Origin of the sequence: Roseateles toxinivorans, from assembly GCF_004362525.1 — a bacterium.
GTDB lineage: Bacteria > Pseudomonadota > Gammaproteobacteria > Burkholderiales > Burkholderiaceae_C > Paucibacter > Paucibacter toxinivorans.
The window spans coordinates 214,875-234,683 of the sequence record NZ_SNXS01000004.1 but is presented as its reverse complement, the minus strand read 5'-3'; the positions used below and the strand labels follow the sequence as shown (position 1 = coordinate 234,683).

Here is a 19,809-nt window from a genome sequence, read left to right as displayed (position 1 = left end):
TTCAGCCACGGCCTCGGGCGGCCGGCTCCAGCAGAGTGTTGGGGTTTAGATCGGGGCAGACCGAGGCCGGGCTTTGCAGGGTCAGTGCGGCCAGGGCCAGGCCGCGTTGGCAGGCCAGGGCCAGGTCTTGCGGCTGCTGGCTCAGGGACCAGCACAGGCCGGCGCTGAAGGCATCACCCGCACCGGTGACATCGACGACCTTGACCTTGGGCGCCGCATGGCGTTGCAATCTGTCGCCAGCGGTGTGGGCCACGCCCTCGGAGCCCAAGGTCACGACCACATCCCGCACGCCGCGCGCGCGCAGGGCCATGCAGGCCTGGGTCAAGGCGCGCAGGTTCGGCAGCGGCTCGCCGGCCAGCGCCTCCAGCTCGTCGCGGTTCAGCACCAGCAGGCTCAGCCCATTCAGGTCCTGCGGCAGCCGCGCCATCTTCGGCGCGGAGACGGCCACCAGCACCAGCGGCGCGGCACTGGCCCGCGCCTCGTCCAGCAGCACTTGCAGCGAGGCGGCGGGCAGGTTCAGATCGGCCACCGTCAGGCTGGCCTGGGCGCGCTGCGGGCGGCAGCCGGCCAGGTAGTCGGGGGTCAGCGCCTCGCACAGGGCCATCGCGGCCATGGCCAGCACCATGCTGCCGTTGGCATCGAGCACGGCCGTGTAGCTGCCGGTGACTTGATCGGCGAGACGCAGGCTGCCGCCGGTGGCGATGCCCACGGCGGCCGCATGCTCCAGCAGCGCGCGGCCCGAGGCATCGTCTCCGACGGCCGTCAGCAGGCTCACCGGCAGGCCCAGGCGGGCCAGGTTCTCGGCCACATTGCGTGCCACACCGCCGGGCGTCTCCTGCTGCGCGACCGGGTTGGAGGTGCCCATCTGCAGCGGCGCCAGGCTGGTCAGCTTGCGGTCCACATTGGCACCGCCGAGGCAGCAGACCAGGGCGCGCGGCGGCGGCAGCAGGCTGCTGGCCATTCAGGGTCTGCCGCCGACGCGGCCCAGGTGCTGCAGGAAGAAGCGCTCGTAGCGCTTGTGCAGCGCCTTGCGGTTGACGGCGCCGTCCAGGCCATGCTCGCCGTCCGGATCGAGGAAGAGCTCGACCAGGCCCTCCTTGCCGCTTTCGAGCAGGGCGCGATAGACGTTGACGGTGTCCTGGTACAGCACATTCGGGTCCTGCATGCCATGCACCAGCAGCAGCGGCTTCCTCAGCCCCTTGGCCATCGGCAGGAGCGAGAAGCGCTTCAGCGTGGTCTTGCTGCGCTCGGTCTTGCCCAGGGTGCGGCCGCTGTACCAGCTGTTGTAGTTCTCCCATTCGGTGGGGCCGGCGCCGGCTGCACCGGCGGCAAACAGATCGGGGTCCGTGTACATCGTGTACTGGGTCTGGAAACCACCGAAGCTCCAGCCGGTCAGGCCCAGGCGCTGCGTGTCCACACCCCAGCCCTGCCCCAGATGCTTGACCAGGTCCTGCAGGTCCTCGGTCTGCGCCTGGCCGGGTTGCTCCCAGTTGGCGGCGCTGAAGCGCCGGCCATAGTTGGACTGGCCGCGCGGGTCGAAGGCCACCGTGACAAAACCATGCCTTGCGGCCATATACATGCCGAACAGGTAGGCCGTGGACTGGAAGCTGTCCACCTCGACGGTGTGGCGGTCATTCAGCGGCCCGCCGTACAGATAGACGATGGCCGGGCGGCGGTCGCTGGCCCTCCAACCCGGCGGCTTGAATACATAGCCCTGGACCAGGTCGCCATGGCGGTTCCTGAAGCTGAAGCGCTCGGGGCGCAGCAGGTCCACCTGGGCCCAGGCCTTGTCGTGGCTGTCGGTCAAGGTGCGTGTCGCCGGCTGCGGCGATGCCGCATCAATCAGCTTCAGCTCGGGCCGCTGAGCCCAGTTGCCGGCCACGGCCGCCAGTTTGCGGCCATCATCCGAGGCACGGGGCTGGCGGTGATAGTCGCCCGCCCGGCCCAGCGCCTGCATCGCGCCGTTGCTCAGGTCCACCCGATAGAGGTTCATCGCCGCCGGATCGTCCCTGTTGGCGGCCAGCAGCACGTGGCGGCTGTCGGGCGTGAAGCCGATCAGTCCATGGGCTTCGAACTCGCCCTTCAGCAGGGCCCGGGCCGTGCGTGCGGCGGTGTCGATCACATAGGGCTGGCGATAGCCCTCGTCGTCCAGCACGGCGATCATGGTCTTGCCATCGGGCGTGAAGCGCGGTGCGATCACATTGACCACCTCATGGCCGGTCTTGCCCTCGCCCTTGCGCTCCAGCACCAGCTCGGGTACTGCCGCCTCATCGGCCAGGCCGACATAGATGCGCAGGCGCTGCTTCTCACGCTCCCAGGTGGCAAAGGTGTAGCGGCTGCCGTCCTTGGCCCAGGACAGCGCACTCATTTCGAACCAGACATCGCCGCCGGGATGGCTGAACACCGGCTCGGGCTGTGCGGCGTTGGCCGCGCCGACCTTGCGGATGAACAGGGCCAAGGGCTGCTGGAGGCGCTTGTCGTCGGAGACCTCGCGGTCCACCTTCTTTGCGGTGGCGAAACGCTCGCCGTAATTCATGATCTCGACCTGCCGGACCTTGGGTGGCGGCGGTGCAGGAATCTTGTCACCCACACTCAGCGGCGCGCGGGCGATCAGGGCGATGAAGCGCTGGTCCTCTGTCAGCACGCTGCGCTCGATGCGGTATTTGCGCTCGGCATCATCGGCATGGATCAGTTCGCGGCTCAGTTGCGTCACGCCGCCCTGGGCAAAAACGGCCCGCAGCACGCGGGTCTCGTCCATGAACACATAGCCGCTGTCGTCGGGCGTGTAGGCAACGATGCGCTCGGGCCTGTCGGTCTGCGTCAGGCGCTCGATCGCGCCGCTGGCAGCCTGCACGCGGAACAGGTCACCGCGGTACTGGAAGATCAGCTCGGGCGCCTTGTTGGCCCATTGCACGGCCTCGACGCCGGGATAGGTGTCAGTGGGCTTGAGCTTGTCGCGCGCCAGCTTCTTCTTCAGCTCGTCGCGCCACTCCCAGAGCTCCTTGTCGGCGGATTTGTCCTTGTCCCGGGCCTTGTCGGCATCGGTCTTGTCGGCCTCCTTCTTCGGCTCGTCGCCGAGGCGCTCGGCCTCCAGCCGCTTCTGCGCCTCATCCCTGGCCTTCTTGTCCAGGAACTCCCTCTTCGCCTGCTCCAGCGCCTCGCGCTCCCAGGCACCGAGGTCCACCTTGGCGCCGGCCAGATAGGCGGCCTGGTCCTGCATACGGGCCTGGGTCTGGGCGTACTCGCGCTCACGCTGCTCGGCCTTGCGCCGAAAGCGGGCCACATCCTCGGGTGCGTCATAGGCCTGCATCACCGCCAGCGAGGTGATGCGCCGGGTCTGGCCGGTCAGGCTGTCGTGGATGTAGAGGTCCGTGCCAGCCTCGCCGAACGGGTTCCACAGATAGGCGAGGTAGCGCCCGTCATGACTAAAGTCCATGCCCTTGGCATCGACGCCGCGATAGGGTTTGGCCCGGTACAGCTGCTCGAGGGTCAGGTCTTGCGGCTTGAGTGCAGCGGCAGAGATGGGAGCGGAGGCCGCCTGGCTGTTGCCAAGGACGGCCAGCGCGCCAAAGGCCAGGGCGGCCAGCGTGCGGTTCAGGATCATGAAGAGTCGCAGGTAGTTGCCGCCGGCGGGCAGCGAGCCGCGATTCTAGGTGTCTGTTGATGCCGGCCGGGGCGCCTGGCGCCCGGAGCCGTCAGACGATGGCGCGCTGCAGCCGGATCTCTTCGATCTTGGCGCCGCCGATTTCGGTCGTGCGGGCCGAGCCCTTGTCGGCCTTGAAACCGGCCTGGTCAAAGAAGGTCAGGGCGCGCTCGTTGCGCCACAGGGTCCACAGCGTGGCCTTGGTACAGCCCTCCTCCACCAGACCGTCGCGTGCGGCCTCCCACAGCGCAGCGCCAACGCCGGTGCCCCAGAGGGCCGGATTGGCATAGATCGCCCAGATCTCGCCAGTGGTGGCCGGCGTGCCCTTGTCACGCGAGCGGTCAAAGCCGACGAAACCGACGATCTGATCGTTCTCGGTGGCCACCAGCACCTGGGGCTCGCACAGATCGATGGCTTCTCGCCAGAAGGCCTGGCGCTTTTCGACCGACAGGGATTTGAGATGGTCCTCGGGCACCAGGCCAGCGTAAGCGGCCTGCGAGGCGGCGACATGGACCTGGGCAATGGCCTTGGCATCGCGAAGCGTGGCGGGACGAACTTGGTACTGGGACAACTGACGAGACATGAGCGATGGACTGCTTTGCATACGAATCTTCCGGGGAGGCGGGATTGTGCCCTCAAAAGGGGCCGATCCCGCTCTGACCCGGAAATTCCCGGCAAATTCCCTGGACGAGGGGCCGCTAGGACTGCAGCTTGAAGCTGGAAACCGCTTCCGTCAGCGACACCGCCTGCTGCTCCAGGCTGGAGGCAGCGGCGGCGGCTTCTTCCACCAGCGCCGCGTTCTGCTGCGTCGAATCGTCCATGCGGGCGATTGCCGCGCTGGCCTCGCCGATGCCGGTGGCCTGCTCCTTCGAGGCCTCCGAGATCTCGGCAATGATGTCGCCGACACGCTGAACCGAGCTGACAATCTCGCGCATCGTGCTGCCGGCGCGCTCCACCAGCACCGAACCGTGCTCGACCTGCTCGACCGAGGCCTTGATCAGCGAGCTGATCTCCTTGGCCGCCTGGGCCGAGCGCTGGGCCAGGCTGCGCACTTCCGCGGCCACCACGGCAAAGCCGCGGCCTTGCTCGCCGGCACGGGCAGCTTCCACGGCCGCGTTCAAGGCCAGGATATTGGTCTGGAAGGCAATACCGTCGATGACGCCAATGATGTCGGCGATCTTTTTCGACGAGGTCGAGATCGTGCCCATGGTCTGTATCACCTCGCCGACAACCTCACCGCCCTGGGTGGCCACGGTTGAGGCCGAGCTGGCCAGCTGATTGGCCATGCGCGCACTTTCGGCGTTCTGCTGGACGGTGCCGGTGATCTTCTCCATGCTGCTGGCGGTGCGCGCCAACGAGGAGGCCTGCTCCTCGGTCCGCACCGACAGGTTCATATTGCCGGCGGCGATCTCGCGCGAGGCATCGGTGATCTGGAAGGTGCTGGTGCGCACGCCGGACACCATGCTGCGCAGGCCCTCGGTCATGGCCGCGACGGCGGCCAGCAGGCTGGTCTCGTCGCCCGGGCTGAGCTCGATCTTCTGTGACAGATCGCCCAGGGCCATCGCGCGCATCGCCTCGCGGGCATATTCGGGTTCGCCGCCCAGCTGGCTCCAGACGCTGCCGATGACCAGCCAGGAGGCGATGCCCAGTACGATCACGACCACCAGGCCGCTGATCAGGGTCGCATACAGGCTGGCACGCACGCCGCTCTCGGCGCCGCTGAGGCCCTCGGAGAATGTCAATTGGGCCTTGGCCTGGTCCTTCTTCAGCCGTTCTTCAAGCTTCTTCTGCGCCGCCTGCATGGCGGGCACCGAGGCAGCGCCATCCCCCTGCTTGACGCCCAGAAACAGCTGGGCCGTGTCCAGTGCTGCCGCGTAATAGCCCTCGAAGTCCTGGGTCAGCGCCTTGCCTTCGTCCGCATGGGCAGGCAGGGCGACGATGCGCGCCAATGTCTTGCGTATGCCGGTGGCACGCTCGTTGGCCTCATCCAGGCGCTTCTTCTCGCCCTCGGCTACCGCGCTCTGTATCGTGCCCGACAGCGCCTCCAACTGGCTACCCATCTGCGTGGTCGCATCAAGGTAGGGGTAGCTGCTGCCACCCACATCCTTGATCGTGCTCATCGTGCCCATCGACGAGAACAAGACCACCACAATGCCCAGCGAAAAGATCACTGTGGCAATGATGGGCAGGGCCCAAATCTTCATGCGGACGCTCATGCGGCACCTCGTTATTGTGATCAACCCCCGGGCGCTGCCGGGGGGTCTCGCCCGTCTAGAACGTCAGTCAACGGCCAGCAAGACCTTGACCGACGCATCCACTGCGCTCTTTTCAATGTAGCCCACGGCATCCGGGTTTGCCGCCACCAGCTTCTTGACTTCGGCACTATTGGCCACTTCCTTGGGCGGTGTGGCCTTGCCCGAGAACACCAGCCGCGACCAGGCCGCCTTGACCTGGGCCGCCGACTTGCCCGCCACCTTGGTGTAGAACTGGTCGCGCACCGCGGCCGACTCGGCCTGGTCGATCAGCACCGCATTGCCGGCGCCGGGCAGCTGGGCGGACTTGCCCAGGAACAGATTGGCCGCCTGCTCGGCGTTGAGTGCGGTCGCGGGGCTCTTGGCACCGACGACGACTGCGACCTGGGCCAGCGCTGCCGGCGCGGCGAACACGGCGGCCAGGGCAATGGCAAGAGAGGAGATTTGGTTCTTCATGACAGGGCCCCTCCTCAGAACACGAAGTCGACAACGACGCTATAGACATTCACCGACGTGCCACCCAAGCCCGGGAGGGCACTGTTGAACAGACCGGCGGCACCCGCATCGACCTTGATCCGGTCGTACTGACCCTTGACGGCGACATTCTTCATGGCATCCCAGCGCACGCCCACGGCGGTCGTGCTCTGCCCCAGCGAGCGCAGCAGACCGTTCAATCCGGCTGCCAGCGGCGCAAGCTGCGGCAGCGGCGGAATCGCGTTGGATGAGGTCGGGCTGTCCTGCTGGATCTCGGACAGGGTGACATAGGGCGTGAACTTGCCGACGCGATAGCCGACGGTCGTGTACCAGCCCGTGGTGTCGGCGATATAGCTGTCGGTGCGGCGCTTGGTGAACTCGGCGCTGGCGACGATGTTGTTCCAGTCCAGCGCCATGCCGATGCCGGTGAACGTGGCATTCTTGCCGTTGACATCCATGTCATTGGCCAGGGTGACCAGGCCGCCCAGACCCGGCGTCTGGCCCACCTGCTTGAGTCCGCCAACCAGGGAGTTCAGCCCGGCGCTGCCCAGCACCGTCAGCTTCGTCTTCAGATGACCGACACGCACGGTGACCGGACCCATCTCCGCGGAGGCATTGAAGCCCAGCAGGTTCTTCAGCTTGACGTCGACGCCGCCACCGAAGTCCACCGAGGCCTTGCCGCCGAAAACCTGCGCATTGATGCTGGCCGGGCCCACATCGCCCTGGTACAGCAGATCGGCACCGTCAAAGGTGCTGAAGTTCACCTGGCCGTAGACATCGACCGGCGGACGCACCCAGACATTGGTGTAACCGACGTCACGGAAGTCGCTGACCATGAAGAACGGCGCGCCGATGCGGCCCGCACGTGCGCTAAAGCCCTTGCCGAACTTGGCTTTGGCAAACAGCCACTGGATGGCCGGGTTCCAGTTGCCCTCGCCATTGACGCGGGTCATCAACTGTCCGGTGGCGGAGAACATCGGGTTGAAGGTGGCCGTCACCTGCACGGCCAGCTTGGTATCCACGTCAGTGTTCCAGTCGGACTTTGCACCACCGGGGCGCACGGAAGCCTGATAGGCCCCCATATCGGTGCTGGTCTTGACGGCGCCCACGGTGCCGAAGCCCGACACGCTGAACATGGAAGCGCCGTCTTGAGCTTGGGCACTGGAAGCGAGCGCCACAAGGCATGCGGCCGCGATGACGTGAATACGAGAGTGCATAGGGGACTCCTGGTGATGAAAAAAGTGCCTGCCGGCGCCGGACCAAGCCCAACCCCAGCAAAGCTGCTGTCCCCCTCATATCGGTGGAAAAGTGACAAAAGTTAAAACGTATTTCATGGTGTAATTGACAAAATCGATAGCACAAGAGGCCCAAGTTGGTGCGGAATGTGCCGTTGCTTGATTCAGGTCAAAAAAAACCCGCCTGCCCGGAAACTCCGGGCGGCGGGTTTGTTTGAGCCGAGGGCTCGACGTCTAGCGCGTCACCAGATCCGGCAGCTCGATCTTCACTTCCAGCACCTCCAGATTGTCCTGGCGCTCCATATGCACCTTGATGTCGTCCGGGTTGATGGCGACGTACTTCGAGATCACCGCCACCAGCTCGCGCTGCAGCGCCGGCAGGTAGTCGGGGCTGGCGCTGCGGCCGTTGCGCTCGTGGGCCAGGATCAGCTGCAGCCGCTCCTTGGCCACGCTGGCGGTTTTCTTCTTCTCACCGAGCAGGAATGAAAACAGATTCATCGCTCAACGCCCTCCGAAAATGCGCTTGAAGAAGCTGGGCTTGACGGCCTCGACAAAGCGCATCGGCTTGTCTTCACCGAGGAAGCGGCCGACCACGTCCATATAGGCCTCGGACACTTCCGTGCCCTTCAGATGGATGGCCGGCAGGCCCTGGTTGGAGGCCGTCAGCACCGACTCCGACTCCGGAATCACGCCGATCAGCGGCGTGCGCAGGATCTCGTGAATGTCTTCCAGCGACAGCATCTGCCCGCCCTCGACCCGGTTCGGGTTGTAGCGGGTGATCAGCAGATGCTCCTTGACCGGCTCCTTGCCCTCGATGGCCCGCTTGGTCTTGGAGTTCAGCATGCCAAGTATCCGGTCCGAGTCGCGCACGCTGGAGACTTCGGGGTTGGTCACCACCAGCGCCTCGTCGGCGAAGTGCATGGCCATCAGCGCGCCGGTCTCGATGCCGGCCGGCGAGTCGCAGACGATGTACTCGAACTCCATTGCCTTCAGCTCGTCGAGCACGCGTTCGACGCCCTCCTTGGTCAGCGCATCCTTGTCGCGAGTCTGCGAGGCGGCCAGCACATAGAGCTTGTCGGCCTGCTTGTCCTTGATCAGCGCCTGGGTCAGATTGACCTCGCCATTGATGACATTGATCAGGTCATAGACCACGCGTCGTTCGCAGCCCATGATCAGGTCCAGATTGCGCAGGCCGACGTCGAAGTCGATCACCGCGGTCTTGTAGCCACGCAGGGCCAGGCCCGAGGCAAAGCTGGCGCTGGTCGTGGTCTTGCCCACGCCGCCCTTGCCGGAGGTCACCACAACAATTTTCGTCATAGATGAAGGTCTTTCGATTGAATGTGAGTGAAACGCCGTCTGCCTGTATGACAGACCGCGCATGCGTGATCAGTAGTGAAGTGCTTCCATCAGCAACTTTTCGCCGTCCAGTCGGATCTGCGCCGGCTTGCCCTGCACATCGGGCGCCAGCGGCCCCTCGATGGCGCGGTAGATGCCGGCAATCGACACCAGCTGCGGCTCCATCACCGCAGCAAAGATGCGCGCCTCGGTATTGCCCTTGGCGCCGGCAATCGCCTTGCCGCGCAGCGGCGCGTAGATGTGGATGCTGCCGTCGGCAATGACTTCGGCGCCGTGGCTGACAACGGCCATCACCACCAGATCGGCGCCCTTGGCATAGACCTGCTGGCCCGAGCGCAGCGGCTTGTCGACGATGACGGTCCTGGTGGCCGGCGCGGCAACCTGAACTTCGACCTCGCGCACCACCTCGACGGGTACTTCGCGTATCACTTCGACGGTCTGCACACGCGGTTCCTGGCGGGCCGGTGCAGGCCCGGCATCGGGCGCTTCGCCGAGCCCCGCAGCCAGCGCCGCGGCCATCTGCTCGCCAGAGCCGCCGCGCACGGCCACCGGCAGCAGCTTGTAGCTCTTGAGCAGCTTGACCAGCGCCTTGAAGTCGATCTCGCCGGCCGCTGCCACGGGTGACAGGTCTATCAGCACCGGATCCTGGCTGAAGACGTCGGGGGTTTCGCCCAGACGCTGTGCCATTTCCTGGCTCAGCGCCTTGATGTCCGTGGTTTTGAGCAGCAGCGCGAGCAGGGTCAGCGAAGCGCTCTTCAGATCAAACACAGCCGTATTGGGAGGCGACGAGGCGGCCGCAGCTGCAGAAACAAGAGGCATGGAGCGACAGGACTGGAAAGGAGCCCAAGTGTAATGGCTGCTCCTTACGTGGCGCCCTGAGGCTCACCCCTAGAAAGCCTCTCAAGCGGGCTGTGCCGCCAAGGCCTCGGTCATGCGCCCGGCCTCGATGTGCAGCTGCCGTTGGCAGCGCTGGGCGATGCCCACATCATGGGTCACCAGCACCAGGGTGGTGCCGGCCTCTCGGTTCAGCTCGAACATCAGCTCCATCACCTGGGCGCCGGTGGCGAAGTCCAGGCTGCCGGTGGGCTCGTCGGCCAGGAGCAGGGCCGGTCGCATCACGAAGGCGCGGGCCAGCGCCACGCGCTGCTGCTCGCCGCCGGACAGCACGCGCGGGTAGTGCTTCAGCCGTTCGCCAAGGCCCACGCGCTTGAGCATCTCGGTGGCCAGGCGCTTGGCCTCCGGGTGGCCCTGCAGCTCAAGGGGCAGCATCACGTTCTCCAGCGCATTCAAGTTGCCCAGCAGTTGGAAGCTCTGGAACACGAATCCGACCTGGGCGGATCGCACCGCCGCGCGGGCATCTTCATCGAGGTCGAACAACTCGGTGCCGGCCAGCTTGACCGAGCCGGTGGTCGGCGTATCGAGACCTGCCAGTATCGACAGCAGGGTGCTCTTGCCCGAACCCGAGGCGCCGACGATGGCCACCGACTCCTGCGCCTGCAGGCTGAAGCTGATCTCATGCAGAATCGTCAAGGTTCCGGTGGAGTCTTTGACGTCTTTGGTGATGCGCTGGACTTCGATGATGGGTTTTGACATGGGAAGGTGGGCAAGCAATGCGTCGACGTGGGCTGGTGAAGCACTGTAGCTTGTTGGGCCTGAGCCTGGCGCTCGGCATGATGCAAGCCCCCTTGCTGGCGGCCGACGCCCAGGCGGCCGCAGCCAAACCGAACGTCAAGCTGATACTCGTGCTGGGCGACAGCCTGTCGGCCGAATACGGCATCGGCCGCGGCGAGGGCTGGGTTGCCCTGCTGGAGCGGCGCCTGGCCAAGAACAAGCAGGCGGTGACCGTGGTCAACGCCAGCATCAGCGGCGACACCACCTCCGGCGGCCGCTCGCGCCTGCCGGCTCTGCTGCAGAAACACCGGCCCAGCCATGTGCTTGTCGAACTCGGTGGCAACGACGCCCTGCGCGGCCTGCCGCTGAGCATGACGCAGGACAATCTGCTGGCCATCGTCGGCGCCTGCAAGGCGGCCGGCGCCAAGCCCATCATCGTGGGCATGCAGGTGCCACCCAATTACGGCAGACAATACGGCGAGGAGTTCGCCGGCCTGTTCGCGAAGGTAGCCAAGGCCCAATCGGCACCGCTGGTGCCCTTTCTGCTGCAGGGCATTGCCGAGCGCAAGGACGCCGAGGCCTGGTTCCAGGCTGACCGCATCCACCCGCTGGCCAAGGCCCATCCGCAGATGCTGGACAACGTCTGGGCGGTGCTGAAGGGCCAGCTCTAGTCGTTGCGGGTTGGACCTGGCGGGTACCCCCGACAGCTCCGACCCCAACTACTCGCAGCTGTTGGCTGTTGCCGGCCCTTCAGCGATCACGGCTCTCACTGAGAGCTGGTGCGCTCGCGCCGGTTCTCCTTGTCACGCCTGCCGGGCTGATCTTCGCGCTCGGGCCGGGCCTGCGGCGCGGGTGCCCGCGGCGGCTCGCCGCGCTGCACCGTCGGTGGCGCCGGCATGGCGGCCGGCGGGCTGGGCGGAGCCGCCGGCCGCGCCACGGGCAGACCCTGCGGCGCTTCGCGCTGAGGCATGGGCGTCGGCGGGGCGGCACGCTCGCGTGGCTCACGCGGCATCTGCTCCCGCTGCATCTGCTCCCGCTGCATCTGATCCCGCTGCAGCTGCTCGCGACGCTGCTGCTCCCGCACATTCTGTTCGTACTGCTGCTGCGCGCGGTCCCTTGCCCCCATGGGCTCGCCCGTGGGTACGGCGGGCGCCGTTGGTATCTGCATCGCCGGTATCGGCAGGCTCGGAACTGCGGCACTGGGCATGCCCGGACGCTCCCGCCCCGCTTCACGCCCGGGCTCGCGCATCGGCATCGGATCGCGAGGCTGCTGCACCGGGGCAGGCAGTTGCACGCCGGACTGGTACTCGCGCAGCGCCGATTGGCCTGCTGGCGCGGGAACCGGCGACGGAACGGCCATCACCGGCGGCGAACGACGCGGCCCGCGATCATCGTCGGAGCGCGGAATGCCCGGACGGCCGCCATCCCTCGGCCGGTCGCGTCCCTCAGGTGCCAATCGCACCGGCAGGCCCGGCTCGCTGTGCACCGGGCCGCGTATCAGCTCCTGCACGGTACCCTGGTCGGCGATGCGGTCGATGCGCTGGCCGCGGCCGATCTGGGCAATCGGCGCCACCGTGATGGCATCGCGCCCGTCACGGTTGCCGTAGTACTCATGCGGCGGGCGACGCGGCCCGTCGATGGCGCGGTTGATGACGTTGGCATCATGCACATGATGGATGTTGACGTTGCGCACATAGCCGGGGCTGACCCGGTAGCCTGGCACATAGACCTCACGCGGCCCCAGCGGGAACCAGCCCACCACCGGCGGCCGGCGCGGCCCGACGGTGACGCCCACGCTGACCTGCGGCCCTCCGACCCAGGCCACCAGCGCCGGCGCATAGACCGGTCGGCGCACATAGGTGCCCGGCACCCAGCACCAGACGCCACGATGCTGGGCCCAGCGGCCATAGTGGAAGGGGGCAAAGCCCCAGGGAGCGTCGTCGACCCAGGTCCAGCCCCAGGGCGCCACCGAGACCCAGCGGCCATGGCGGTACGGCGCCCAACCGGGCTCGACACGTTGCGGTATCCAGACCGCGCCGTAGTCCACGGTCTGCTCCCAGCGGCCATAGCGGTCCAGGTCTTCGGCACCGGTCATCTCGGGCGAGACATAGCGCTCGGAGACTGAGCGCTCCTCGCGGGTCTCCAGGCGCATCACCCAGTCGGTGAATGGGTCATTGCCCAGAGCGACCAGACGGCTGCTGTCTCCCATCAGTTCAACCCGCTGACCGGCGCCCAGGCTCATCGCCTGGCCCTGGCCCTCATAGCGCAGCTGACCCTGCCAGACATTGGCGTAGCTGATGTCGTCGCGGCGGTCGATGCGGTAGTGGCCGGCACGCTCGGGGCTGAACGTGCCCTCGTTGGTGATCACCTGGTACTCCTGCGCCGTCTCGCGGGTGCGCAGCCGCAGCGCAATGCTGCCGCTGTGCACCTGCACGCGCACGCGCTCGTCGTCCAGTTGCAGCACCTCCAGCTCGGTCTGGCCGTCGACGAGCAGGCTGGTCGGCCCCACCCGCAGCACGGCACGGGCTTCGCCGTCGGTGCTGAGCCGGTCGCCGGCGGTCAGCGGCCGGTTGCGCAACGCCGAGATCCATTCATTGGTCTCGGCATCGAACAGCCAGACCCGGCCTTCGATCTCGGCGATGCGGCCGACACGACCGGGAGGGTCGGCAAAGGCGGCGCCGGCCACCAGGCTCAGGCCGAGGAACAGGACGGTGCTGAATCGGCGCAGGCGCTGCGCAATCAGGCCGGTGGGGCGGGGGGATGTCATGGCACAGGGCTCCGGATTGCCCTGCACTGGAGGCAGGACGTCAGTGCCACAACGCCGGCCGCCAACATCGGGCTGACGACGCATACGGCTTGTTACGAATCAATCGTCGTCGTTCGGGTCCAGTTCGGGGAACAGGACGCTGGTGTAACCGAATTGTCTGAAGTCCTTGACACGCATCGGGTACAGCGTGCCGATCAGATGGTCGCACTCGTGCTGGACCACGCGGGCATGGAAACCATCGGCCTCGCGATCGACGGCCACCCCGTACTGATCGAAGCCGGTGTAGCGGATGCGCGCAAAACGCGGCACCACGCCGCGCAGGCCCGGCACCGACAGGCAACCCTCCCAGCCATCGACCCGCTCGTCGGACAGCGGCGTGATGACCGGGTTGATCAGCACCGTCGGTGGCACCGGCGGCGCTTCCGGGTAGCGGACATTGCTCTTGAAGCCGAAGATCACCAGTTGCAGATCGACACCGATCTGCGGTGCGGCGAGGCCCGCGCCCTGGGCGTGGGCCATGGTCTCGAACATATCGGCGATCAGCGCATGCAGCTCGGGGGTGTCGAAGGCCTGCACCGGCGGGGCGATGCGCAGCAGGCGGGGATCGCCCATTTTCAGGATCTCGTGGATGGCCATGTTTACTCAGATTGAGAGGCGCGGCCCGGGCCGCACAGGAGCCGTAGATTACTATCAGACGAGACTCTCCCAAACGACCCATGCCCGACTATCTGCAAGACCTCGGCGACGGCGTGTACGCCATCGACACCGGCTTTCAGCGCCCGCTGTTCGACGCCGCATATTTGATCGTCGAGGATGGCCGTGCCGCCTTCATCGACACCGGCACCAACCATGCGGTGCCCCGGCTGCTCGGCGCCTTGGAGTATCTGGGCCTGCGGCCCGAGCAGGTCGACTGGGTGATACCCACCCATGTGCATCTGGACCATGCCGGCGGCGTGGGCCTGCTGATGCAGTCCCTGCCACAGGCCCGGGTGGCCGTGCACCCCCGTGGTGCGCGGCACATGATAGATCCCGCTGCGCTCTATCAGGGGGCGCTGGCCGTCTATGGCGAGGAGGAAATGCAGCGCTCCTACGGCACGCTGGTCGGTGTCGACGCCGCTCGGGTGCTGAGCACCAGCGACGGCCTGCAGCTGGAGCTCGGCGGCCGCCCACTGCTGTTCGCCGACACGCCGGGCCATGCCCGCCACCATCACTGCATCTGGGACGAGCGCTCGCGCAGTTGGTTCACCGGCGACACCTTCGGCCTCAGCTACCGCGAGTTCGACACCGCCAAGGGCCCCTGGATCATCCCAACCAGCACCCCGGTGCAGTTCGACCCCGAGGCCCTGCGCACCAGCATAGCGCGCATGATGCGGCAGGGGCCGCTGCATATGCAGCTGACCCACTACGGACGCATCAGCGACCTGCCTCGCCTGAGCGAGTTGCTGCTGGAGCATCTGGACGCAACGGTGGCCATAGGCCTGGCGCAGCTCGACGCGCCTGACCGCCATGCCAGCATCAAGCAAGACCTGGCCCTGCTCTACCGCCGCTCGCTGCGCGCGCACGGCTGCCTGCTGGCCGAGGCCTGCATCGACGATCTGCTGGCGATGGATGTGGAGCTGAATGCCCAGGGGCTGGGCATCTGGCTGGATCGGGACAAGACGACTTAGGCCCCGGATTTCATCCGGGCTACACACTCACCGTAGCCCGGATGCAATCCGGGACCAGTCAGCGTATCAATCGTCCAAACCCAGCTCCTGGATCTTTCGCGTGATGGTGTTGCGGCCAATGCCCAGCTTCTGCGCGGCCTCGATGCGGCGGCCGCGGGTCTGCTCCAGCGCGCAGTGAATCAGCTGCGCCTCGAAGCGCTTGCTGAGCACGTCCCAGACGTCTTTCACGCCACGCTCCAGCAGATGCTGGGCCTCGCGCTTGAGCTCCATCAGCCAGGGGTCCTGCACACCGGTGCCCAGCTCGCGCAGCGGCACCAGCGGCGTGGGCAGCTGGGCTTGCGCCGCCGTGCCCGCCGGCGGTGCTTCGACCGTCGAGGCCTCGGCCGCGGCCTCGTCCTGCAGCAACTCCTGCGGCAGGTCCTTAGGCTCGACCACCTGGGTGGGCGCCATCACCGTCAACCAGTGGCAGATATTCTCCAGCTGGCGCACATTGCCGGGGAAGTCGAACACCTCCAGCCGGGCCAGTGCCGCATCGCTTAAACGTTTGGCCTCGACGCCCAGCTCGACCGCACTCTTCTGCAGGAAGAAGCGCGCCAGGGTGGAGATGTCTTCGCGGCGCTCGCGCAGGGCCGGCAGGCGCAGGCGTATCACGTTCAGGCGGTGGAACAAGTCTTCGCGGAAGGCCCCCTGCTTGACCCGGTCCTCCAGATTCTGGTGGGTGGCGGCGATCACGCGCACTGTGCTCTTCAGCGGGCTGTGGCCACCGACGCGGTAGAACTGACCGTCACTCAGCACACGCAGCAGCCGCGTCTGCAGGTCCAGCGGCATATCGCCGATCTCATCAAGGAACAGGGTGCCACCATCGGCCTGTTCGAAGCGGCCGCGCCTCGATGCCTGGGCGCCGGTGAAGGCCCCGCGCTCATGGCCGAACAGCTCGGACTCCAGCAGGTCCTTAGGAATCGCCGCCGTGTTGATGGCAACAAATGGCCCCTCTGCGCGGGGGCTGTGCTTGTGCAAGGCACGGGCCACCAACTCCTTGCCGGAGCCGGACTCGCCGGTGATCAGTACCGTGACCACCGACTGGCTGAGCCGGCCGATGGCGCGGAACACATCCTGCATCGCCGGCGCCTGGCCCAGCATCTCGGGCATCAGCGCGTCGCGCTCTTCCTGCACCGCCTCGCGCAGGCTTTCTTCCTGGGCGCGGCGTATCAGTTCGACGGCGCGCGGCACGTCGAAGGGCTTGGGCAGGTATTCGAACGCGCCCCCCTGGAAGGCGGACACGGCGCTGTCCAAGTCGGAATAGGCCGTCATCACGATCACCGGCAATTTCGGCAGGCGCTCCTTGACCTGGGCCAGCAGGTCCAGGCCGGAGCCGCCGGGCATGCGGATATCGGAGACCAGCACCTGGGGACTGTCGTCTTCCAGGGCCGCAAGCACGTCGCGGGCATTGCTGAAGCTGCGCACCGGCAGGTTGTCGCGGGCCAGTGCTTTTTCGAGAACAAATCGTATCGAGTGGTCGTCGTCAACAATCCAGATCGACTTCATGCGGGACTCCCAGCGCGCCCTCCCCACTACGGTCAGGGCAAGGGCAAGGTGATCAGAAAATCGGTCCGTCCTGGTTCGCTGTCGCAGGCGATCGTCCCCTGATGTTGCTGGACAAAGGTCTGCGCCAGTGTGAGCCCCAAGCCAGAGCCGCCGTCGCGCCCTGTCACCAAGGGATAGAAAATGCGATCGCGGATGTCCGGGGGTACACCCGGGCCGTTGTCCTCTACATGCAATTCCAATGCCAGGCGCCAACGGGTTTTGCCCAAAGTCACCTGGCGCGCCACACGTGTGCGCAGAACGATACAGGCATCCCCCGCCGCGATGCGCTCAGCCAGCGCCTGGGCGGCGTTCTGCACGATGTTCAGCACCGCCTGTATCAGCTGCTCGCGGTCGCCACGGAAGTCGGGCAGCGAGGTGTCGTAGTCGCGCACGATCTTCAGCCCGCGCGGGTACTCGACCAGCACCAGCGAGCGCACCCGCTCGCAGACCTCGTGGATATTGACGTCGCCCACCACCTGGGCATTGCGATGCGGGGCCAGCAGCCGATCGACCAGGGTCTGCAGGCGGTCGGCCTCGTGGACGATCACATCGGTGTACTCGGTCAGCTCGGGGGACTCCAGGTCCATCGCCAGCAGCTGGGCGGCGCCGCGTATGCCACCCAGCGGGTTCTTGATCTCGTGCGCCAGATTGCGTATCAGCTCCTTGGTCGCCTGGGCCTGGCCCAGCGCCCGTTCCTCGCGATCCTGGCGGGTCTGCTGCTCGATCTCGATCAGCTCCAGCAGCACCTGGCTGGGGCCGTCCATCTGTGTGACGATCACATGCACCGGCAGCAGATCGGTGTGCAGGCTGGCACCACGCCGCAGCTGGCCCTCGAAGCGGCTGTTCGAGAACTGGTTCTGCGCCACCGCATGGACGGTGTCGCGCACGGTCTTGGCGTCAGTGAAGGTGTCGAACAGATTGCTTTTCAGCATCGCCCGGCGCGACAGGCCCAGATTGGTCTCGAAGGCGGCATTGGCGAACAGGCATTGCCCATCGGCGCCGACGACGGCGACCATCGTCGTCAGCAGGTCGAATGCAGAGAAGTGCGGGTGAGGCTCCCGGACTGGATCATCCATAGGTGGCATCGGGCTAGGAGCCCAGCTTGCTCAGCTCGCGCTTGATCGCCGCGATATCGCTTTCCTTGCGGCTGATGCTGGCCTTCATTTCGGCCACGCGGTCGATATAGCGCTGGTAGTTGCGCTCGTCGCCCCGGCGCTCGGGCTCGCCGCCGTTGTATTCCTTTTGCAGTGCCTGCAGGCGCTCCTCCTCCTTGCGCAGCTCGGCCTCGAGGATGCGGCGGGCATCGGTGTCGCGGCTCTTCTGCTGAGCCGGGTCGATGCGGGTGTCGCCGGGGCGCGAAGCTGCGCTGGAAGGCGCCGCGTTGGCGGGTGCCGGCGCTGCCTTGGGCCTGCTGGTCTGCACCACCGTGATCGGCGCGCCCTCTATCGTGCGGCAACCCTTGTCCTGGGCCTCCTTGGCGCTCAGCGCGTCGGTGTAGAGCACCGGCGGGCCGGGGCAGCGATAGACGATGGAGTTGCCCTGGGCGGCGGCAGCCACGGGCAGACAAAGGCCTGCAATCACGGCCGTGAGTCCGAAAATCCCGATTGAGCGCGACGATGTATCCCTGGTCATTCAAAGCCTCCAGGTCGCAGCGCATGCCGCAACCGATGTCAGTACCCGGCCTCTATCGGCCACCGCCGGATTGTGGCCCAAGCCAGGGCCATAACGGAAAAGGGACAACCGAGGTTGTCCCTTGCTGTGTCTGCCCGGGGGTTTGAGGCCCCCGGCATGCAGATCAGGCGGAGTAGTACATATCGAACTCGACCGGGTGCGTGGCCATGCGGAAGCGCGTGACTTCCTGCATCTTCAGGTCGATGTAGGCATCAATGTAAGCATCGGTGAACACGCCGCCCTTGGTCAGGAAGGCGCGGTCCTTGTCCAGATGCTCCAGAGCCTGGTCCAGGCTGTGGCAGACGGTCGGGATCTTCGCGTCTTCTTCCGGCGGCAGGTGGTACAGGTCCTTGGTGGCGGCTTCGCCCGGGTGGATCTTGTTCTCCACGCCGTCCAGACCGGCCATCAGCAGCGCGGCGAAACCCAGGTAGGGGTTCATCAGGGGATCGGGGAAGCGGGCTTCCACACGACGGCCCTTGGGATTGGCCACATAGGGGATGCGGATCGAGGCCGAGCGGTTCTTGGCCGAGTAGGCCAGCTTCACCGGGGCTTCGAAGCCGGGCACCAGGCGCTTGTACGAGTTCGTGCCGGGGTTGGTGATGGCGTTCAGCGCGCGGGCGTGCTTGATGATGCCGCCGATGTAGTACAGCGCGAAGTCGGAGAGGCCTGCATAGCCGTCGCCGGCGAACAGGTTCTTGCCGTCCTTCCAGACCGACTGGTGCACGTGCATGCCGGAGCCGTTGTCGCCAACGATGGGCTTGGGCATGAAGGTGGCCGTCTTGCCATAGGCATGGGCCACGTTGTGGATCACGTACTTCTGCAGCTGCACCCAGTCGGCGCGCTGGATCAGCGTGCTGAAGCGGGTACCGATTTCCATCTGGCCGGCATTGGCCACTTCGTGGTGGTGCACCTCGACCGGGATGCCCAGGTTTTCAAGGATCAGGCACATCTCTGAGCGCAGATCCTGACCGCTGTCGACCGGGGGCACGGGGAAGTAGCCGCCCTTGACGGTGGGGCGATAGCCCTTGTTGCCGTGCTCGTATTCCTTGCCGGTGTTCCAGGCGGCCTCTTCGGCCTCGATCTTGGAGAAGCAGCCCGACATGTCGTTGCCCCAACGCACGCTGTCGAAGATGAAGAATTCGGGCTCCGGGCCGAAGTAGGCGGTGTCGCCCAGGCCGGTGCTCTTCATGTAGGCCTCGGCGCGCTTGGCCAGCGAACGGGGGTCGCGCTCATAGGGCTTGCCGTCGGCCGGATCGACCACGTCGCAGGTCAGAATCAGCGTCGGCTCCTCGAAGAAGGGGTCGATATTGGCGGTTTCGGGGTCGGGCATCAGCTGCATGTCCGAGGCTTCGATGCCCTTCCAGCCGGCGATGGACGAACCGTCGAACGCGTGGCCGGAAATGAACTTGTCTTCATCGAAGTGCGAAACAGGCACGGAGACGTGCTGCTCCTTGCCGCGGGTATCGGTGAAGCGGAAGTCAACAAACTTGACTTCGTTCTCTTCCACCATTTTCATGACATCGGCGACGGTCTTGGCCATCAAAATCTC

The 19,809-nt window shown here is 66.2% G+C and carries 18 protein-coding genes; 2 read left to right on the top strand and 16 right to left on the bottom strand.

The window, feature by feature from the left end; genetic code table 11:
• Nucleotide 1: 1 nt before the first annotated feature.
• The 10 genes from DES47_RS16245 to DES47_RS16200 form a co-directional block, all read right to left on the bottom strand.
• Entirely contained in the window at nucleotides 2–961 is a 960-nt protein-coding gene (locus DES47_RS16245) for a carbohydrate kinase family protein (protein ID WP_133701787.1), read from the bottom strand.
• Nucleotides 962–3,604: a prolyl oligopeptidase family serine peptidase gene (locus DES47_RS16240; protein ID WP_133701786.1), complete on the bottom strand. Its 2,643-nt coding sequence runs from the start codon at nucleotides 3,602–3,604 to the stop codon at nucleotides 962–964. It lies immediately after the preceding gene.
• Nucleotides 3,605–3,695: 91 nt separating this feature from the next.
• Nucleotides 3,696–4,226, bottom strand: a complete 531-nt coding sequence (locus DES47_RS16235) for a GNAT family N-acetyltransferase (protein ID WP_243748335.1) — start codon at nucleotides 4,224–4,226, stop codon at nucleotides 3,696–3,698.
• A 115-nt stretch (nucleotides 4,227–4,341) separates the two neighbouring features.
• Nucleotides 4,342–5,847, bottom strand: a complete 1,506-nt coding sequence (locus DES47_RS29610) for a methyl-accepting chemotaxis protein (protein WP_279537340.1) — start codon at nucleotides 5,845–5,847, stop codon at nucleotides 4,342–4,344.
• Nucleotides 5,848–5,922: 75 nt separating this feature from the next.
• Nucleotides 5,923–6,351: a type 2 periplasmic-binding domain-containing protein gene (locus DES47_RS16225; RefSeq protein ID WP_133701784.1), complete on the bottom strand. Its 429-nt coding sequence runs from the start codon at nucleotides 6,349–6,351 to the stop codon at nucleotides 5,923–5,925.
• 14 nt (nucleotides 6,352–6,365) lie between these two features.
• Nucleotides 6,366–7,505: a hypothetical protein gene (locus tag DES47_RS16220; protein WP_133701783.1), complete on the bottom strand. Its 1,140-nt coding sequence runs from the start codon at nucleotides 7,503–7,505 to the stop codon at nucleotides 6,366–6,368.
• 333 nt (nucleotides 7,506–7,838) lie between these two features.
• Nucleotides 7,839–8,102, bottom strand: a complete 264-nt coding sequence (gene minE / locus DES47_RS16215) for a cell division topological specificity factor MinE (RefSeq protein ID WP_133701782.1) — start codon at nucleotides 8,100–8,102, stop codon at nucleotides 7,839–7,841.
• Nucleotides 8,103–8,105: 3 nt separating this feature from the next.
• Nucleotides 8,106–8,921, bottom strand: coding sequence for a septum site-determining protein MinD (minD, locus tag DES47_RS16210; RefSeq protein WP_133701781.1), 816 nt, complete (start codon nucleotides 8,919–8,921; stop codon nucleotides 8,106–8,108).
• 69 nt (nucleotides 8,922–8,990) lie between these two features.
• Nucleotides 8,991–9,779, bottom strand: coding sequence for a septum site-determining protein MinC (gene minC, locus DES47_RS16205; protein ID WP_133701780.1), 789 nt, complete (start codon nucleotides 9,777–9,779; stop codon nucleotides 8,991–8,993).
• 81 nt (nucleotides 9,780–9,860) lie between these two features.
• Complete coding sequence (locus DES47_RS16200) at nucleotides 9,861–10,553, bottom strand: ABC transporter ATP-binding protein (RefSeq protein WP_133701779.1); 693 nt, start codon at nucleotides 10,551–10,553, stop codon at nucleotides 9,861–9,863.
• Nucleotides 10,554–10,630: 77 nt separating this feature from the next.
• Here DES47_RS16200 and DES47_RS16195 point away from each other — a divergent pair, with 77 nt between their 5' ends.
• Nucleotides 10,631–11,242 (top strand): arylesterase, encoded by a 612-nt coding sequence (locus tag DES47_RS16195; RefSeq protein ID WP_243748334.1) that lies wholly within the window; start codon nucleotides 10,631–10,633, stop codon nucleotides 11,240–11,242.
• Between the two features lie 95 nt (nucleotides 11,243–11,337).
• On the opposite strand, the gene DES47_RS16190 is transcribed toward DES47_RS16195, so the two are convergent.
• Complete coding sequence (locus tag DES47_RS16190) at nucleotides 11,338–13,338, bottom strand: DUF6600 domain-containing protein (RefSeq protein WP_133701777.1); 2,001 nt, start codon at nucleotides 13,336–13,338, stop codon at nucleotides 11,338–11,340.
• Nucleotides 13,339–13,437: 99 nt separating this feature from the next.
• On the bottom strand, nucleotides 13,438–13,974 hold the full coding sequence (def, locus tag DES47_RS16185) for a peptide deformylase (RefSeq protein ID WP_133701776.1): 537 nt from the start codon (nucleotides 13,972–13,974) through the stop codon (nucleotides 13,438–13,440).
• A gap of 80 nt (nucleotides 13,975–14,054) precedes the next feature.
• On the opposite strand from def, the gene DES47_RS16180 reads away from it, so the two are divergent.
• Nucleotides 14,055–15,005, top strand: coding sequence for an MBL fold metallo-hydrolase (locus DES47_RS16180; RefSeq protein ID WP_133701775.1), 951 nt, complete (start codon nucleotides 14,055–14,057; stop codon nucleotides 15,003–15,005).
• A 66-nt stretch (nucleotides 15,006–15,071) separates the two neighbouring features.
• Here DES47_RS16180 and ntrC read toward each other — a convergent pair whose 3' ends face one another.
• From ntrC to glnA, 4 genes are all read right to left on the bottom strand, one after another.
• Nucleotides 15,072–16,550 (bottom strand): nitrogen regulation protein NR(I), encoded by a 1,479-nt coding sequence (ntrC, locus tag DES47_RS16175; protein ID WP_133701774.1) that lies wholly within the window; start codon nucleotides 16,548–16,550, stop codon nucleotides 15,072–15,074.
• A gap of 32 nt (nucleotides 16,551–16,582) precedes the next feature.
• Nucleotides 16,583–17,665 (bottom strand): nitrogen regulation protein NR(II), encoded by a 1,083-nt coding sequence (glnL, locus tag DES47_RS16170; RefSeq protein ID WP_133701773.1) that lies wholly within the window; start codon nucleotides 17,663–17,665, stop codon nucleotides 16,583–16,585.
• 13 nt (nucleotides 17,666–17,678) lie between these two features.
• On the bottom strand, nucleotides 17,679–18,170 hold the full coding sequence (locus DES47_RS16165; protein WP_243748333.1) for a hypothetical protein: 492 nt from the start codon (nucleotides 18,168–18,170) through the stop codon (nucleotides 17,679–17,681).
• Nucleotides 18,171–18,384: 214 nt separating this feature from the next.
• Nucleotides 18,385–19,800 carry a type I glutamate--ammonia ligase gene (gene glnA / locus DES47_RS16160; RefSeq protein WP_133701772.1) on the bottom strand — a complete coding sequence of 472 codons (1,416 nt, stop codon included), beginning with the start codon at nucleotides 19,798–19,800 and terminating at the stop codon, nucleotides 18,385–18,387.
• Between the last annotated feature and the right edge of the window lie 9 nt (nucleotides 19,801–19,809).

Bases quoted from the DNA above. Each gene is read 5' to 3' on its own strand.
- DES47_RS16180 (WP_133701775.1), top strand. From the start codon at position 14,055: ATGCCCGACTATCTGCAAGACCTCGGCGACGGCGTGTACGCCATCGAC.
- DES47_RS16240 (WP_133701786.1), bottom strand. From the start codon at position 3,604: ATGATCCTGAACCGCACGCTGGCCGCCCTGGCCTTTGGCGCGCTGGCC.
- glnL (WP_133701773.1), bottom strand. From the start codon at position 17,665: ATGGATGATCCAGTCCGGGAGCCTCACCCGCACTTCTCTGCATTCGAC.
- minC (WP_133701780.1), bottom strand. From the start codon at position 9,779: ATGCCTCTTGTTTCTGCAGCTGCGGCCGCCTCGTCGCCTCCCAATACG.
- DES47_RS16195 (WP_243748334.1), top strand. From the start codon at position 10,631: ATGATGCAAGCCCCCTTGCTGGCGGCCGACGCCCAGGCGGCCGCAGCC.
- DES47_RS16225 (WP_133701784.1), bottom strand. From the start codon at position 6,351: ATGAAGAACCAAATCTCCTCTCTTGCCATTGCCCTGGCCGCCGTGTTC.
- DES47_RS16235 (WP_243748335.1), bottom strand. From the start codon at position 4,226: ATGTCTCGTCAGTTGTCCCAGTACCAAGTTCGTCCCGCCACGCTTCGC.
- DES47_RS16245 (WP_133701787.1), bottom strand. From the start codon at position 961: ATGGCCAGCAGCCTGCTGCCGCCGCCGCGCGCCCTGGTCTGCTGCCTC.
- DES47_RS16190 (WP_133701777.1), bottom strand. From the start codon at position 13,338: ATGACATCCCCCCGCCCCACCGGCCTGATTGCGCAGCGCCTGCGCCGA.
- def (WP_133701776.1), bottom strand. From the start codon at position 13,974: ATGGCCATCCACGAGATCCTGAAAATGGGCGATCCCCGCCTGCTGCGC.
- minD (WP_133701781.1), bottom strand. From the start codon at position 8,921: ATGACGAAAATTGTTGTGGTGACCTCCGGCAAGGGCGGCGTGGGCAAG.
- ntrC (WP_133701774.1), bottom strand. From the start codon at position 16,550: ATGAAGTCGATCTGGATTGTTGACGACGACCACTCGATACGATTTGTT.
- glnA (WP_133701772.1), bottom strand. From the start codon at position 19,800: ATGGCCAAGACCGTCGCCGATGTCATGAAAATGGTGGAAGAGAACGAA.
- minE (WP_133701782.1), bottom strand. From the start codon at position 8,102: ATGAATCTGTTTTCATTCCTGCTCGGTGAGAAGAAGAAAACCGCCAGC.
- DES47_RS16200 (WP_133701779.1), bottom strand. From the start codon at position 10,553: ATGTCAAAACCCATCATCGAAGTCCAGCGCATCACCAAAGACGTCAAA.
- DES47_RS29610 (WP_279537340.1), bottom strand. From the start codon at position 5,847: ATGAAGATTTGGGCCCTGCCCATCATTGCCACAGTGATCTTTTCGCTG.
- DES47_RS16220 (WP_133701783.1), bottom strand. From the start codon at position 7,505: ATGTTCAGCGTGTCGGGCTTCGGCACCGTGGGCGCCGTCAAGACCAGC.